The organism is Streptosporangium sp. NPDC006013 (genome assembly GCF_040614275.1).
Lineage (GTDB): Bacteria > Actinomycetota > Actinomycetes > Streptosporangiales > Streptosporangiaceae > Streptosporangium.
Genome location: NZ_JBEXUE010000228.1, coordinates 1 through 15,825, shown reverse-complemented (window position 1 = coordinate 15,825; position 15,825 = coordinate 1). Strand labels below are relative to the sequence as shown.

At 68.9% G+C, this 15,825-nt stretch carries 12 protein-coding genes; 6 read left to right on the top strand and 6 right to left on the bottom strand.

Translation table 11 applies throughout. The features are described from left to right. Positions 1–59 precede the first annotated feature (59 nt). Positions 60–1,034 (bottom strand): M64 family metallopeptidase, encoded by a 975-nt coding sequence (locus tag ABZ260_RS29585; protein ID WP_355624416.1) that lies wholly within the window; start codon positions 1,032–1,034, stop codon positions 60–62. A 673-nt stretch (positions 1,035–1,707) separates the two neighbouring features. Here ABZ260_RS29585 and ABZ260_RS29580 point away from each other — a divergent pair. After that, the gene (locus ABZ260_RS29580) at positions 1,708–2,040 is read left to right on the top strand and encodes an STAS domain-containing protein (protein WP_350912645.1); all 333 of its coding nucleotides are present in this window, start codon (positions 1,708–1,710) and stop codon (positions 2,038–2,040) included. Positions 2,041–2,073: 33 nt separating this feature from the next. Here ABZ260_RS29580 and ABZ260_RS29575 read toward each other — a convergent pair whose 3' ends face one another. Next, the gene (locus ABZ260_RS29575; RefSeq protein WP_355624412.1) at positions 2,074–3,360 is read right to left on the bottom strand and encodes a hydroxyacid-oxoacid transhydrogenase; all 1,287 of its coding nucleotides are present in this window, start codon (positions 3,358–3,360) and stop codon (positions 2,074–2,076) included. 107 nt (positions 3,361–3,467) lie between these two features. Next, positions 3,468–4,019, bottom strand: a complete 552-nt coding sequence (locus ABZ260_RS29570) for a hypothetical protein (protein WP_355624409.1) — start codon at positions 4,017–4,019, stop codon at positions 3,468–3,470. Positions 4,020–4,173: 154 nt separating this feature from the next. Here ABZ260_RS29570 and ABZ260_RS29565 point away from each other — a divergent pair, with 154 nt between their 5' ends. Further along, on the top strand, positions 4,174–4,755 hold the full coding sequence (locus tag ABZ260_RS29565) for a hypothetical protein (RefSeq protein ID WP_355624406.1): 582 nt from the start codon (positions 4,174–4,176) through the stop codon (positions 4,753–4,755). Between the two features lie 3 nt (positions 4,756–4,758). On the opposite strand, the gene ABZ260_RS29560 is transcribed toward ABZ260_RS29565, so the two are convergent. Together ABZ260_RS29560 and ABZ260_RS29555 are read right to left on the bottom strand one after the other, a co-directional pair. Next, on the bottom strand, positions 4,759–4,920 hold the full coding sequence (locus ABZ260_RS29560; protein WP_355624403.1) for a hypothetical protein: 162 nt from the start codon (positions 4,918–4,920) through the stop codon (positions 4,759–4,761). 17 nt (positions 4,921–4,937) lie between these two features. Continuing rightward, positions 4,938–5,501: a helix-turn-helix domain-containing protein gene (locus ABZ260_RS29555; RefSeq protein WP_355624400.1), complete on the bottom strand. Its 564-nt coding sequence runs from the start codon at positions 5,499–5,501 to the stop codon at positions 4,938–4,940. A 110-nt stretch (positions 5,502–5,611) separates the two neighbouring features. Between ABZ260_RS29555 and ABZ260_RS29550 the strand changes: the two genes are divergently transcribed. Continuing rightward, positions 5,612–6,400: an oxidoreductase gene (locus ABZ260_RS29550; RefSeq protein WP_355624397.1), complete on the top strand. Its 789-nt coding sequence runs from the start codon at positions 5,612–5,614 to the stop codon at positions 6,398–6,400. A 77-nt stretch (positions 6,401–6,477) separates the two neighbouring features. After that, positions 6,478–6,936, top strand: a complete 459-nt coding sequence (locus ABZ260_RS29545; RefSeq protein WP_355624394.1) for a cupin domain-containing protein — start codon at positions 6,478–6,480, stop codon at positions 6,934–6,936. Here ABZ260_RS29545 and ABZ260_RS29540 read toward each other — a convergent pair whose 3' ends face one another. After that, complete coding sequence (locus ABZ260_RS29540; RefSeq protein WP_355552378.1) at positions 6,937–7,314, bottom strand: helix-turn-helix domain-containing protein; 378 nt, start codon at positions 7,312–7,314, stop codon at positions 6,937–6,939. It lies immediately after the preceding gene. Between the two features lie 138 nt (positions 7,315–7,452). Between ABZ260_RS29540 and ABZ260_RS29535 the strand changes: the two genes are divergently transcribed. Both ABZ260_RS29535 and ABZ260_RS29530 read left to right on the top strand, forming a co-directional pair. Continuing rightward, positions 7,453–8,028, top strand: coding sequence for a YceI family protein (locus ABZ260_RS29535; protein WP_355624391.1), 576 nt, complete (start codon positions 7,453–7,455; stop codon positions 8,026–8,028). 443 nt (positions 8,029–8,471) lie between these two features. Beyond that, positions 8,472–15,806, top strand: coding sequence for a LamG-like jellyroll fold domain-containing protein (locus tag ABZ260_RS29530; RefSeq protein WP_355624388.1), 7,335 nt, complete (start codon positions 8,472–8,474; stop codon positions 15,804–15,806). The last annotated feature ends 19 nt before the right edge of the window (positions 15,807–15,825 follow it).

The window sequence follows — 15,825 nt, the reverse complement described above, 5'->3', positions numbered from 1 at the left end:
AAGGACGTTCCGCGGAAGCGGACGTCCTTCGGCGATCGCGTGCGTTCAGCGCCGGGCCGTCATCCCGTCTTGGCGAGAATCGCCTTGGTCATCGCGTCGAGACCGATCAGGTTGAACTTCTTCCCGAGGGTGCGCATGATCGAGTTCTCCGACGGGCGGTAGATGCCGTACGCGTAGTCGGCGCCCCCCTGGTAGGCGCCGATCACGCCGCCGTCGGGAGTGGCCTGACCCAGGTACTGGTACCACTTGCGCCTGCCCGAGGTGAGCTGCGCGGCGGTGTACTTCGACACGTTCGCCGCCGACGGCTCGCCGCCGTTGTAGGTGGTGTTGAGGGTGGAGTACTCGTCCGCGAGGTTACCCATTGAATGTCCGAGTTCGTGCACCACGACCTGGCCGGAGCTCGCGTTGCCGCCCGAGGCGGTGGCGACGCCGCCACCCGCGCCGTACCCCGCGCCGCCGTACTTGGTGCTGTTGCCCAGCGCCACCACCTGGTCGACACCGGGTGCCAGCGCGGCGTAGGACTTGGCGGTGGCGGTGTTCACGCAGAGCAGGCGCTCGATTCCCGAGCACCAGAACCCCATCCCGAGCGCGGTGTTCCTGCTGACGCCCTGGGTGGGGTCGTTGTCGACGCCCGACTGGCTGGAGACGACGTTGACCATCCACACGTTGAAGGAGTTCTTGTAGGTGCTGAACGGTTCGACGGCGGTCATCTCGGCCCACTTGCTCGCGGCGTGGGCCTGGAAGGTGGCGATCTCGGCGGAGGTGTAACCGTCGCCCACGAAGACCAGGTCGAAGCGCTGGGAGGAGGGGCCTGTCTGCTGCAGGGCGGTGACCGTGGCGGCCGGCGCGGCGCGCGGGGCGGGAGGCACCTGCCGCTTCGGGATCTCGACCTGCTGGATCGTGCCGTCGGGGGAGAAGACCTCCACCCGCTCGGTGGATCCCGGCGGGGACGGTTCGGCGGCGGCGGACGTTGGTGTGGCGAGGGAGGCGATGACGACCGGTACGAGCAGCGCCAGGCGGAGGGGGCGGGGCACGGCGTCTCCTTGGGGGTGAGCGCAGTGGATCTAGTGCCCACATCGTGAGTTATCGCCATACGCCCAGATAATCCCTTTTCGAGATAACCCTCCCGTTATAGTGGTGAATCCTGGGCCCTCACCCCCTCCATGGCTTCTCGCGCCTGGCCGAGGTGCTCGGGAGGCCGACACCGTAAAACGCACTCGAAGACGGGCGGTCCGCCACCGGTGAGACGGGCTCCGATGATGGTGGTGGAGCCGCCGCCCCGCCGGAACGAGTCACCGGCCAAGCCCCGGCCTTGATCACGTCGCGGAGCGGAAAGCAGGCGTAGAGTAGGGGGTACCGAGGACACTTCGTACGTTGGCATTCAGGTCGACGTCGCCCAAGGCGATAGGCGAATCCGGTCCTCCTACGGGCCGAGACGGGCCGGGCGATCATGACGCAGGCGCTTCTTTTCCACAGCACACCGCTCACCGACGAGGCATGTCTGAGTCTGGATCCCACCCTCGGCCGCGGGGGCGCCGTGGACGGGGCCTGGTGGCCGCACTCCCAGGACGCGGCGGGCCTCATCGCCGAGGCCTCCTCCGGCGGCACCCTGATCGCCCGGGACGATGCCGGACCACCTGGGAGAACGAGGGCGGGCAGGTCGCCCGCCGGTCACCAGGGCCCGGATCCTCGCCGAGAGGAGACCTCATGACCATCCTGAAAACTCGGGCCTCCTGCGGAGTGGGGCCCCAGGCCGTCGCCCCCGCCGCCACGGTCATCCATCTGCACGGCGAGATCGACGTCTTCACCAGCGCGGCGCTGCGCGAACGGCTGCTCCGAGCGTTGCGGCGCGGAGCGAATCCGCTCATCCTCGACCTGTCCGGGGTGTCGTTCTTCGACACCTCAGGGCTGGCCGTACTGGTCGGCATCCAGCGCCGCGCCAGATCGCTCGGAGTCACCTTCGAGCTGTCCGCGCCTCGTCACCAGACGGCGGACCTGCTACGGGTCACCGGCCTGGACCGCACCTTCACCATTCGCTGAACGTCGGTCGAGTCCTCTGGAGGGGGATCCCCTTCACCAGAGGACGATGGAGCGGGTCAGGATCTTGGTGAGGTCGTCCTCGGTGACCGGCCGGGGGGCGGTGCTGAGCAGGCGCTGCTGCTTCATCGCGCCCTCCGCCAGCGCGGGGACGTCCGCCTCGGTGTAGCCGACGCCGCCGATCCCGCCGGGGAGGCCGATGTCGCGCATCAGCCTGGTCAGCACGCCGGGCAGGTACTCGGAAAGGTCGTCGGGCCTGGCAGCGGACGGGTCGAGCAGCTCGGCCGCGCGCAGGTGCCGCTCCGGCTGCGCCTCGAAGGTGAACCTGAACGCCTCGGGAGCGGTCAGCGCGACGGCCATGCCGTGCGGCACCATCGGCTCGCCCGCCGGGTAGCCCTCGGGGTGGAAGTCCCTGACCCGCCCGGCGATCGGGTAGGCGTTGGCGTGTGGGATGTGCACGCCCGCGTTGCCGAACCCCAGTCCGGCGAACGTCGCCGCCAGCGCCATCCGCCCCCTGGCTTCGACGTCGTCCCCGTCGCGTACGGCGGTGCGGAAGGACTGCGCGAGCAGCGCGATGGCGCGCTCGGACCACATGTCGGCCACCGGGTTCGAACCGCAGTAGGGCACCCGCTCCTCGGGGCGTTTGCGCTCGTATGAGGTGTAGGGCCGGGCGGTGTAGCTCTCCAGGGCGTGGCAGAGGATGTCCATCCCGGCGGCCGCGGTGACCCCGGCGGGCTGGGTCATCGTCAGGTCGGGGTCGACGACGGCCAGCACCGGGCGGAGCCGGGCGTGGCTGATCCCGGTCTTCACCTTCAGGTCGAGCACGTCGAGCACGCAGATCGTGGTGCTCTCGGACCCCGTTCCGGTGGTCGTGGGCACCGCGACCAGCGGCTTGAGCGGCCGGGACGGGGCCAGGCCGCCGCCCACCGGCGCGTTGACGTAGTCCATCAGCTCGCCCGGGTTGGTGGTGAGCAGGTTGACCGCCTTGGCGGTGTCGATGCTGGAGCCGCCCCCGACGGCGACGAAGGCGTCCCACGGGCCACCGGCGCGGGCGTGTTCGATGGCCGCCAGCAGGCTCTCGTCCGTCGGCTCGACGCGTACGCCCTCGTACACGCTCGCCTCCATGCCGAACCCGGAGAGTTGCTCGGCGATCCGCTGTGGCGCGCCGGTCGCGGCCACCCCGGGGTCGGTGATGACGAGGACGCGCCGGGCGCCGTACTGCCCGAGATCGAAGCCGATCTCGGCCGAGGCACCGGAGCCGAACTTCAGGGCGGGGGCGCCGTAGGTGAAGACGGACTCGGGGTTGCTCGGAGTGCTGAACACGCCCGGCTCCTCTCTCGCTGATTTTACCGGTGTCACAGGAGAGCCGTATGCGGTACTCCGTGACACTTGATGCCCATTTACCCGCCTGCCGACCCTTCAGGGGGAGGTCAGAAGGGGGTCATGCTGGGCGTCAGGGTGATGTTGACCTGGTAGTCGGAGGTGTCGGTCCTACCGGCGTTCGGCCGCAGGGTGTAGCGGCTCTCCTGGGTCAGCGGGTTGAGGTGGAAGGACTGGAGGAAGACGTCGTCATCGGCGAATATGACGTCGTTGTCCCGGATGTTGATGGTCGCCAGGCCGCCGTTGGCCCGGAACACGGGCTTGCTCGGGGTGATGAGCTTCCAGGATTGGTCGTTGCTGCCTGGCGGGCACGGGGCGTTCTCGAAGCTGTAGCAGTAGCCCGAGGTGACCGGATGGATCCCGTTGCTGGGCGGCCAGACCCGGTAGGTCGTGGTCAGGGGCGGTATCAGCCCGGGACCGGAGATCTTGACGAAGATCTCGTCACCGTTGTTCCCCAGCGTCCGCCACGGGACGATCGTGTTCAGGGTGATCCGGACGTACGGGGCCGCGTCCGAGGCCGAGGCGGGGGTGACGGGGGCGAGGAGCGGAAGCACGAGGGCCGCCCCCGTGGCGGCCCTGATCAGGCTTTTCGGGAGGTTCATGCGGCCATCGTGACCCCGGCCACTTGGGTACGTCTTAAAGCCGACTTCGGAGGTCGCCGACACGTTCCTTGGCGGCACCCCAAGTGGTGATATATGCCCTCATGGCAAGAGGAATGCATGCAAACGGCAAGTCGTCCTCACTAGCATCGCCGCCATGATGAAAAGAATGATCGCGGTGACCGCTGTCGCCGGAGCCGCCGTGCTGGCGGCCCAGCTTCCCGCGTCCGCGAGCTCCTCCACCGCGCTGCTCCGGCTGCGCGGCGGTTTGACGCTGGAGATCCCGAACTCCTGGCGGGTGTACGGGACCGCGGACCAGGTCCGGGTGGTGACCGGTGCCTGCGCGCGGCCCAACGGCGGTTACTTCCAGCCCAGGTGCGACAGCTTCTGGGTCATCGGGCCGAAGGCCCTCAAGACCGGCGCCGAGGGCTTCGGGCGCTACAACCCCGACCAGGGGCCGTTCTACCCGGCGTCCGACGTGGTGCCCTGTGCGACCAACCCCAGGTACGGCCAGGTCCTCGGCAAGGCGATCGCGGTCGGCTACCGCAACATCGGGGTGGCCCACAAGGCGCACTACCGGGTGTGGCCCGGCCGGTGCGTGACGTACACCGGCGGTGAGCAGAAGTCGACGTTCAACCAGCGTGAGTGGTACCTGCCCCAGTCGAAGATCCTCATCGTCGACCAGTGGGCCACCCCGGGCCTGGCCACCATCCTGAAGAACGCGATCTGGGACAACTGACCGTCAGACCCGCCACCTGGAACCGGACCGGCCTGCCCGCCCCTCGATCGCGGGCAGGTCGACCGGCCACAACTCCCGCCCGCTGTCGCCATCGGGCCCCGGTACGCGTACGGCGGGCGTGCTCGCGGCGGACCATCGTGGTGGTACGGGCCAGGTGGTGGTCACCCGGCGTCATGTGAAGATCATCGGTTGTGCTCGCCGAAACCGTGCAGCAGGGTGTCGACCAGGCGGGTGGCCAGGGCGTCGGGGTCCTGCCCCTCGTCCGATCCCGTCGCCGTCTCGTGGATCAGGGCGTAGTAGACGCGGCGGGTCCAGTCGAGGTCGGCGTCCGCGCGGAGCAGGCCCGCGTCGCGTGCTCTGCGGAACATCTCGTCGCACCGCTCCCGGGCCACGGCGTACACGCAGGCGACCTCGGGGCCGGCCGAGGGGGTCCGGCTCATCGCGTACCCCCAGTTGATTTTGATGCGGAGCACGTTCGCGGTCACCTGGTGGAGTGTGACCAGGGGTGGGGCGGTGGTCGTGTAGGCCGACTCGACGGCCTCGGCGAACCGGTGCGTCGCCCACGCGGTCATCGCGTCGACGAGCGCGTCGCGCGAGGTGAAGCGGCGATGAACGGTCGTGCGGGCGACCCCGGCGGCCTCGGCGATCTGCTCCATGCTCGCGGCCGGATTCCGGCTGAGGACGCGTTCGGCCGCCTCCAGGATCGTCCGCACGGTCCGTTCCGTGTCCGAGCGCAGCTTGTTCACTCCGTCAGGCTACTTCAATGTCCCCCTTTGGGGATTACTTGCAACATATGTGTTGCATGTCGTACCTTCAGTGCATCACAAGTGTTGCGAGTGGATGGGAAGGCTCTGTCATGGATCTGGGACTGAACGGCAAGACCGCGGTGGTGACCGGTGCCAGCAGGGGGATCGGCCTGGCGATCGTGCGGACGCTGACGGCCGAGGGAGCGCGGGTGGTCGCCGGAGCGCGCACGCTCACCGCCGAGTTGAAGGAGACGGGCGCGCTCGTGGTGGCCGCCGACCTGGCCACCGCGGAAGGGGTCACCACACTGGTCGAGCACGCGGTCGGGGAACTGGGCGGGATCGACGTGCTGGTCAACAATGTCGGCGGCGGCGACGGGGCGGCGGGGCAGGCCGGAGGGTTCCTCGACTTCGACGACGAGCGGTGGCTGGGGTCCTACCAGCTGAACTTCCTCAGCGCGGTACGCGCCACCCGGGCCGCGCTGCCCAGCCTGATCGAGCGGGGCGGCGTGATCGTTAACGTCTCCTCCAACAGCGCCCGGCAGCCAAGCGCGGGACCGGTCCTCTACACGACCGCCAAATCCGCGCTGACGGCGTTCGGAAAGGCGCTGAACGACGAGTTCGGGTCGCGGGGTGTGCGGGTCAACACGGTCTCGCCCGGACCGGTGCGGACCTCGCTGTGGGAGGGCCCGGCGAGTTACGGCGCGGAGCTCGCCAAAGCGATAGGGGTGCCGCACGAGGACCTGCTCCGGCTGCTGCCCGCGCAGATGGGCATGACGACCGGCCGGTTCGCCGAGCCCGCCGAGGTGGCCACACTGGTCGCCTACCTGGCCTCACCGCTCGCGGCCAGTATCGCGGGAGCCGATTACCTGATCGACGGTGGCGCGATCAAAACGGCCTGACCGGTTACCCGGACCTCACCTGGTTCCGAAAAAGTGCGATCTACCAGTAATAACGTTTCGCGGGCAGGCTCGGCCGCATGACGATAATCAACCGGCTGGACTACCGGCCGTTTCCTGAGGACCCGCACAACTACAAACCGAACTCCCGCCACTGCCTCGTGCTCGATCCGGTCCGTCCGGACGGCGACTACGTCAAGGACCTGGTGCTCAACTTCGAGCTGCTCGCGCCGGATGAGGTCATCCCGGTGCATACGCACACGAACGAGGAGGTCCTCATCATCGACGAAGGCGAGGGCGAGGCGTTCTACGACGAGGAATGGCGGCCGGTGGGCCCCGGAGCGGTGATCCTGGTGCCGCCGGGCACCGCTCACGGGTTCCGCAACCGTTCGGGGAGCGGGCTCAGGCTGCACGCGGTGTTCGCCGGGAGGGTGGTCGGCACCCGGCTGCTGGAACGCAGTCCCGCGCCGGGCACGGAGAACCTGCCGCTGCCGCCGCCGTCCCTCATCGACTTCCGCGAGCTCGCGGGCGGGGAGTGATCAGCCGAATACCTGCTCGGCGCGTGTGTCGTAGGTGGTGCGCGCGGCGTCGATCTCGTCGAGATGCTCTTCCGCCCAGCTGACGAGACCGTGGACGGCCTCAACCAGGGTGTGGCCCAACGGGGTGAGCGCGTAATCGACGCGGGGCGGCATCACCGGGTACATGGTGCGCGAGACGATGCCGTCCCGCTCCAGCTCGCGCAGGGTGACGGTCAGCATGCGCTGGCTGATGCCGTCGATCTCGCGCTTGAGCTCGGTGAACCGCTTGGTCCCCGCACCCAGCTTCGAGATCACGTACAGCGACCACTTGTCTCCCACCCGGTCGAGGATCTCGCGGGCGCGGCAGGCGGCCGGTGTGCGGGAGAGCGGTGCGCCCATGGTTACCTCCGGTGAACCGAGCAAGGAAAAAGTGCCTTCTTGTGCGATGAGACGCGGCGACCGAGCATAGAGCCAGTTCCGAACAGAGATCAGGTCACTTCTAAGAACCGAGTTACTCATCAAGACTAAGGAGACATCATGGAAGCCGGAGTTGTCGAGATCCCGGGCTACCTGGCCGCGACGTGGGCCATCGATCCGGCCCACTCCTACGTGGGATTCGTCGTACGTCACCTGATGATCGCCAAGGTGCGTGGCCATTTCACCGGTGTCGAAGGCACGATCACCACTGCGGCGGAGCCCCTGGGGTCCAGCGTGACCGCGGCCATCGACCTTGCCTCGGTGAGCACCGGCAACGCCCAGCGCGACGCGCATCTGCGCTCCGCCGACTTTCTCGAAGTCGAGAAGTTCCCCACCATGTCGTACCGTTCCACGGCCATCCGGTTGGACGGCCACGGCCATGTCATGGACGGCGAGCTCACACTCAAGGACGTGACCCGGCCGGTGTCACTGAAGCTGGAGGTCAACGGCTTCGGCCCGGACCCCTTCGCCGCCGAGCCCTTCCGGGGCGGCCGCGCCGGGTTCACCGCGACCGGCGAGATCAACCGCATGGACTTCGGCGTCAGCTACAACGGGCCCATCCCCGGCGGCGGCATGGCCTTGGGGGAGAAGGTGGACATCGTCCTGGAGATCGAAGCCGCTCGCACGGGGGCATAAGGATCAGGCCGGGCATGGGCCGGAGAGTTCGACCCCAGGTAGCGCCACCGAAACAATTGTCAGTTCCGGATTGATCTGGCCGTCGTTCATGCCTTTGACCTCATGTTGGCCAGTTCTCACTGGACGGGTTGGAGGGCGAGCTGTTCACCGCTTGGCGGGAACGTCGCCCGTTCCGGTCTCCGTGTTCTCGGAAGTTGCCGGCGGGGATTGTGACCCGGCCGGAGTTGGATTCCCGGAAGTCACCACCGGAGTGTATTTCCGAGAACCGGTCATTCTCAGAAGCCGCCCGAACGGGATCGCTGCCATTTCACCGCCGCGAGGTGCGATACCCGCTGGGGGCGGAGATAAAGCGATGAAGCTGGCCGAATGTGGTCGCCGTGACCGCATTGATCCGAAATGCGATCGGGGTCAGTGTGAGTGGACTTCAGCTCACGGAGGTGGCTATGGCGGCTCAGGATTCCCTGCTCAAGGTCTACGGCGATCGGACGTACGCGCATGTGGCGATGGTCCGGCACCAGGGCATCACGGTGGCGTTCGCGATGGACACGGCGCGCCGGATCGTCTACAACGTCCTGGACCTGGCCAGGCAGGATGCGGCCAAGGGGGAGACGGACGCCGCGTACTGGGCCGACAACCCCGCCGAGCTGCCGTTCGCACGGGAGATCACCGAGGTCGGCTACAGCATCGCGGGCGCGACGGCGATGCCGACGGTCAAGCGGGGCGGCCGGATCGAGGCGGGGGCGGCCGAACAGCTGGAACCCGACGAGATCGATACGTTTCTCTCCACGACCGCGCGCCTGTCGGCTGCGGCCCCGTTCCAGGTGATCTCGGACGGCACGTACGTCGTGGTGCTGCGGCAGTCGATCGGGGCCGCCCACGCCGACGCGGTGCACAAGCTGACCGGCGGAGGCTGCTCCGGCGACGCGGCCAGGACGGACTACGTGCTCAGCGGCGGCGCCAAGGTGCCGCTGGTGCGCGAGACGCTGCTGTGCGACCGGTTCCTGCTGGTGGACGGCAAGCTCAAGCCGGTGCTGGAAGTGCGCTACCGGCGCAGCCGGCACGCCACGCGGCCGGACTCGTCCAACGACACGCTGGGCACCGAGGACATGGAGAGCCGGCCGTTCTACGAGCCGACGAAGGAGCTGTCGTTCATCCGCAACCTGAGCGGCGGGCGGTTCGCGGCGGTGATGGTGCCGACCGCGATCAACGACATGTGGCGCTGGCAGCTCTTCGCGCACAACGACGCCACCGGCCGCGTCGACTGCTTCAACATCGAGCGCGACGCCGACGGCGGGTTCAACACCCAGGGCACCCGCTACTACACCAGCCCCGACGCCAAGTACCGCGACTCCGTCTTCGAGCGCGCCCCTGGTAAGTGCCCGTTCACCGGTCTGGATCTGGTCCCGGTGGCGGGTGTCGCGGGGCACGCGGAGACCGCGCTGCTGCTGGACGGCACGGCCGGGCACGTGGACCTGGGCACTCCTGGAGCGCTCCAGTTCGGCGCCGGGCCGTACACGATCGAGGCGTGGATCAAGCCGTCGGCCTTCGACGGGACCGTGCTGGCCAAGGGCGCGGCCTGCCGGCTCGGGGTGCACGCGAACGGCACGGTGTTCCTCGCCCACAACAGCGCGCCCTGGTCGGTGGCCTCGGTCGAGCCGATCTCGCTGAACGAGTACACCCACGTGGCCGGGGTCTACGACGGAAGCAAGGCGACCGTCTTCGTCAACGGCCGGGCGAGCCAGAGCGTGAGCCTGCCGTACCAGGCGGACCAGGCCGCACCGGTCCTGATCGGCGCGCAGAGCACCGCGGGGCAGCCGGGCAAGTTCTTCAAAGGCGAGATCGACGAGGTACGCCTCTGGGACCGCGCCCGTACGACCGAGGAGCTGAGGCGGGAGCTGGGCCATCGCCTGATCGGCAACGAGCCGGGGCTGGTGGCGTACTACCGCTTCGACGAGGGGTCGGGCACGACCGCCTACGACCAGAGCGACCGCGCCGTCAACGGCACGCTCCGCGGCGGCGTGCAGTGGGTGGGCTCGCAAGCCCCGGTGGGCGACCACCCCGGCGTGCGCCGCGACAGCTTCTCCATCGCGGGCCGGAGCGTGATCTCCGGGATGGCCGCCGCCCTCTACCACCAGCAGCAGTCCGCCGCCGTCGGGTACGGCACCGCCGCCAAACCGGCCAAGCGCCAGGCGCGACTACTGCTCGCCTTCACCACCAAGGCCGCCGCCGACTCCGGCGGCCAGGTGGCGACCGTGGACTTCGGCGTGGGCCGGGACGGACGGCTGGCCCAGGTGCCCGACATCCTGGACCTGCCGCTGATCGACCGCCCGAAGCAGAGCCAGGACCTGGACGCGATCGCCGCGCTGGAACAGAAGATCAAGACGCTTGAGGGCGAGGTGCTGGACCTGCCCCGGGAGATCGACCGATTGACCAAGGCCGCCGGGAACATGCCCGCGCTCCAGAGCGCCTACGACGCGAAGGCCGCCCAGGTCGCCTACCTCCAGCGGATCGTCGACGGGTCCAAGGGCAACCTGGCGGTCTGGCGGTGGCGGCTGGAGTTGAAGGGGTCGCCGACCCGGCCGACCATCGCGATCAGGAGCGACCGCACCGACGACGGCGCGGAGCTGGTGAGAAACCCCGATTTCAACTCGCCCAGCAGCCTGTGGCTGTTCATCCGCATCGGCAGCGTGACGTACAACGGCAACCCCGTCTATCACATCCTCAACGTCCTATCGAATGGCCTCATGGCCGTGAACGGCGCGGCCACCACCGACATGGCGTGGATCATCCAGCAGCGCGGCACCAGCGGCGCCCCCTCACAGTTCGCCATGGAGAAGAACGGCGACCACGTCAGGCTCATCAACCTCAACAGCGGCCTCGCCGTCTCCTCGGAGGGCACCGGCAGCACCGTGGTCCAGACACGGGCGGCCCTGACGCAGGACTCCGGGCTGATCAAGATGGTGCCCGTCAGCATGACCAACGACACCGACACGGACCTGAAGAACGCGCAGCTCGAGCTCGACAAGGCCCGCATCGCCCTGGAGGAGGCACGCACGGCGCAGATCAAACTGCCGGTGCTCCGCCGCGAACTGGCCGCCAAACTGGTCGACCTGGACACGGCGCGCAACGAGCTCGCCCTGAAGACCGGAGGCGCCCAGGGCGCGACCGATCTGACGGTGGCCATGCCACTGCTGACCCTGGACCGCACCGGGCTGAGCTGCGCCGGCGCCCTGCTGGCCTTCGCCCGCTGCAACGACGCGCCCGCCCTGCTGGACAGCGCCACCGGCAACGTCGTGCTCTACTTCCACGGCGTCAACGACCAGTTCTTCGCCGCCTACCTCGACACCTTCGTCGTCCCCTCCACCCAGGAACTCCTCGTCAACGGCGAGGCGGTCGTCTTCACGGCCCGCGACGCGGCCCTCGACCTCGGAGCGCTCACCATCACGGTGACCGACGGCGACGCGCCGGGCCGGTGCGACCTGACCATCTCCGGCGGCCGCGACGGCGAGACCTGGCGCTCGCTGCCGCGCGACACCGACCGGCTGACCGCGGTGCTGGCCGGAGCCCTGGGCGAGCCCGTCAGACTCGGCACGGTGGCCAAGGTGAACGGCACGCAGGTGGAGCTGACCGAGCCCCTGACGGCCGTCGTGCCGAAGGCCGCCCACATCATGATCGGCTCGGACGGCTACAGCGCCGACGCCGACCACGCGGTCGGCGCCAAGAGCCTCACCCTGACCGCCGTCAAGCAGACGATCACACCCGGCGCGCTGGTCACCCTGGCCGTCTACGACTACCAGCGGGCCACCTGCGCCCGTCCCGGAGTGCCGCTGTCGGCGGGTTCGCGCCTGGTCCTCCTCACCGCGGGCACGGTCACCTCCCTCGCGAACGGGAGTGCCAAACGCCTGGTCACCGGGCACGCCTGCCGCTGGCGCGGCGAGATGCCCGGCCGCGCCTACTCCTTCGACGGCCGCCAGCAGCACCTGACACTGCCCGCCGCCCAACTGGAGCAGGTCACCACTCCCGGCGACCTGACCATGGAGGCCTGGGTGAACGCCTCGTCCATGACGGGTGCGGGGGCCAGGATCCTGCACGCCAACAGCGGGCAGTCGCAGTACACGCTGTCGCTCGCGGACGCCCCGCTGAACACCGCGAAGGTGTTCAACGGATCGGAATTCCTCGAACTGAGCAAGAACATCGAGCTGGCCGGGCGGGACTTCACGATCGAGCTGTGGGCACGGCGCGACCCCGGGCAGACCAACACCCAGCCGCTGCTGATCCACGGCAACCTGGGCGGAGTGCAGAACCAGACGCTGCACCTGCAGATCAACGGCGACAACACCAGCTACGGCTTCAGCTTCTACGGCGATGACCTCTACGTCACCCAGGGCTCCACGGACCTGGGATGGCACCACTGGGCGGCGGTGTACGAGCACGCCACCCGCACCCAGATCCTCTACATCGACGGCAACGAGGTCGGCCGCCGCGCCTCCAACGCCCCCTACACCGGGCGCGGCCCCCTGCTCCTGGGCGTCAAGCCCTTCGCCGGCCATTACCTGGCAGGCCAGATCGACGAGGTACGCGTCTTCAACCGCATACGCACCCCGTACGAGATCAGCAGCGAGCGCAACCAGCGGCTGTCGGGCCGCGAGCCCGGCCTGCTGGGCTACTGGACCTTCCCCGGCTCGTCGGCCGCGGCCTCCCCGATCAAGGGCTACCGGATGGTGGCCGGGGTCGGCAACCGCGTCTTCCGCAGCCAGGAGACCTTCCCCTGCGGCGAGTGGACGCACCTGGCCGCCGCCTTCCGGCAGTCCTGGGCCCTGCGGCTGGACGGCAAAGCCCACCTGGAGGTGGCCAAGGACGAGGCGCTGAACGTGGCCGAGGACCTGACCCTGGAGGTGTTCCTGCAGGCCGATCGGCTCGGCGGCACCATGGGCCTGGTCTCCAAGGGAGATCTGTACCTCTCCGGCGGTGTGCCGTACCAACTCAGCGTGCGGCCCGACGGCAAGCTGGAGTTCGCCTTCGAGGAGCCCGACGGCAAGGTCGTGCGCTACACCTCCACCCGCGCCATCGCCGCGCAGGCCTTCCACCGGGTGGCCGTCGTGCGCAAGGGCCGCCAGACGGAGACCTCCACCACCGCCACGACCCCGCCGGACACCCAGACCTGGGCGGACATCCGCTTCTACATCGACGGGCAACCGGCCGGCGCCGAGCGCTATACCGGCCCCGGAGCCCAGGGCAACGACAGCATCCTGACCATGGGCAAGACGGTGTCCGGCACCGCGTTCTCCGGCGTGCTGGCCGAGGTGCGCCTGTGGAACACGGCCCGCGAGGCGGCCCAGATCGGCCAGCCGGTCACCAGGCGGGAAAAGGGGCTGGTGGCCCGCTGGGCCTTCGAGGAGAACACCGGCAACGTCACCCTCGCCGCCGACGGCTCCTACCCGGCGCGCCTGCGCGGCACCCAGTGGGTGCGCGACCCCGATCCGATCGCCAGCCCGTTCCGCCTGTTCCGCAACGGCGTGCCGCTCGTCACCGAACCCGTCACGACCCCGGTCGACTATGGCGACCGGCAGCTCAGCCTGGCCGCCCGGCTGGCCGCCGGCGCGGTGACCGAGCCGTTCAGCGGCATGCTGGAGGAGGTCCGCCTCTGGCGCACGGCACGCACCGGGGAACAGATCCTCGACAACCTCTTCACCCGCCTCAAGGGCGACAAGAAGGACCTCATCGGCTACTGGCCCTTCGACCGCGACTCCACCGCCCTCACCGCCACGCAGGTCTATGACGAAGGACTGCGCGGCAACCACCTCGGCTTTCCCGCTGCGCGCCCGCGCCCGATGCTCTCCAACGCCCCCATCGCCACCGACACCGCCCAGGTACGCTCCGCGCTGGCCGCCATCCGCACCCCCTTCCACGACATGATCAGCGCCACCCCGGCCGTCGGCGAGTACGCCGACATGCAGCACACCGTCAAGGGCGAGCCGTTCGGCGTGCTCAAGCGCTGCTACGGCTACCTGCGCCAGGGCCGCTGGCACCTGGTGACCGGCTACAAGGTCGGCAACCTCGTCTCGGAGTGGGTGGGCCAGGCCCAGTTCGACCCGCAGCTCATCGGCTACATCGAGAGCGCCCCGCCGGTGCCGTCGGAGAACCTGACCGGCGCCAACTCCTTCGCCGGCGCCTCCACGGTGGAGTTCACCGAGGCCGACCAGGTCTCCTACAGCATGTCCTCCAACCGCAACAGCAGTGTCGACGCCTCCTACAAGGCGAAGTTCACCGGCGAACTGAACGCGAAAGTGATGATGATCACCGCACCGATGGGCGCCGGGGTCGCCAGGCCGATGATGGAGGTGACCTACAAGAACTCGTACTCGCTGAACCTGGAGTTCTCCAACGCCTGGTCGCAGGAGACCAAGCTCTCCCAGGGCCAGAACACCACCCGCGCCGCCAAACTGCGGCTCACCGGCCACCTGGAAGACCCCACCCAGCTGCTCAACGCCGCGGTCGGCCGCCGCTACGTGCCCGCCAATACGGGCTTCGCGCTGGTGCAGTCGGAGACGGCCGACATCTTCTCCCTGCGCCTGGCCCACACCGGCGCCCTGGTCGCCTACCGGATGGTGGCCAACCCCGACATCCCCAAAGACTGGAACATCATCTCCTTCCCGGTGAACCCCCGCTACACAAAGCAGGGCACCCTGGACGGCACGGTCGGCTTCGACGACAACGGCAAGGTCCGCGACCCCGACTACCCCGCCGCCGGCACCTACGGCTACCACAGCTTCTACAAGCCCGTCGAGGCGTACTCGCTCAAACGCCGCATCATCCGCGACCAGCAGCGGCTGCGCGCCTACTACGAGTCCATCTCCACCGAGACCCACGTCCCCGATCCGACGCACGCGCAGGCCCAGAAGCTCCTGCGGAAAATGGGCGTGACCGCCGACCCTCCCTCAGGAGGCGACCGCGACGCCGGCCGCAACTCCGCCCCCAGCGGCTACTCCCACCGCGACCTGGTCAACACCTACGTCTGGACGGCCAAGGGCGGCTTCTTCGCCGAGACCACCCAGGCCACCGACGCCGTCACCCAGACCCACAACGGCTCCTACAGCTTCAAGGGCAAGTTCGGCTTCGGCATGGAGGGCGGCCTCAAGGTCGAGGGCGCCGGCATGACCGCCGAGATGGACGCCTCCTTGGGCGGCAGCACCTCCGTGACCCGCTCCCGCGCCAAGGACGTCAGCCGCACCTTCGGCCTCACCGTCGACTGCGCCCCCTCCGGCGACCTGCAACGCTACGACAACGGCAAACCCGCCTTCACCCCCCAGGGCAAGCCCATCCTCGTCCCCGGAAAGGTGGACGCCTACCGCTTCCTCACCTTCTACCTGGGCGAGAGCAGCGCCAACTTCGACGACTTCTTCAACAAGGTCGTCGACCCGATCTGGCTCTCGAACAGCGCGGCCCCCGACGCCTCCGCCCTACGCCAGACCCGCCAGAGCACCGCCAAACCCCCCTGCTGGCGAGTCATGCACCGCGTCACCTTCATCAGCCGTCTCCTCCCACCCATCCCGGCCCCGGGCGCCCCCCCGATCGAACGCGCCATGCGCTCCGAAAACATCGCCAGCAACTACGAACTGATCCAACGCCTGGCCCCCTACACCCGCACCGCCACGGCAAGCAGTTCGGAACTCGCCAACGCCACCCGGGTCGCGCTCGCCAAGCACCTGCCCGAGCTGCTGCCGCACGCCGCCGAGGTCATCGACTACCTGATTGCTTACTACGGCCTCCAGGACTGACCCGCGCCTTCCAGCACTC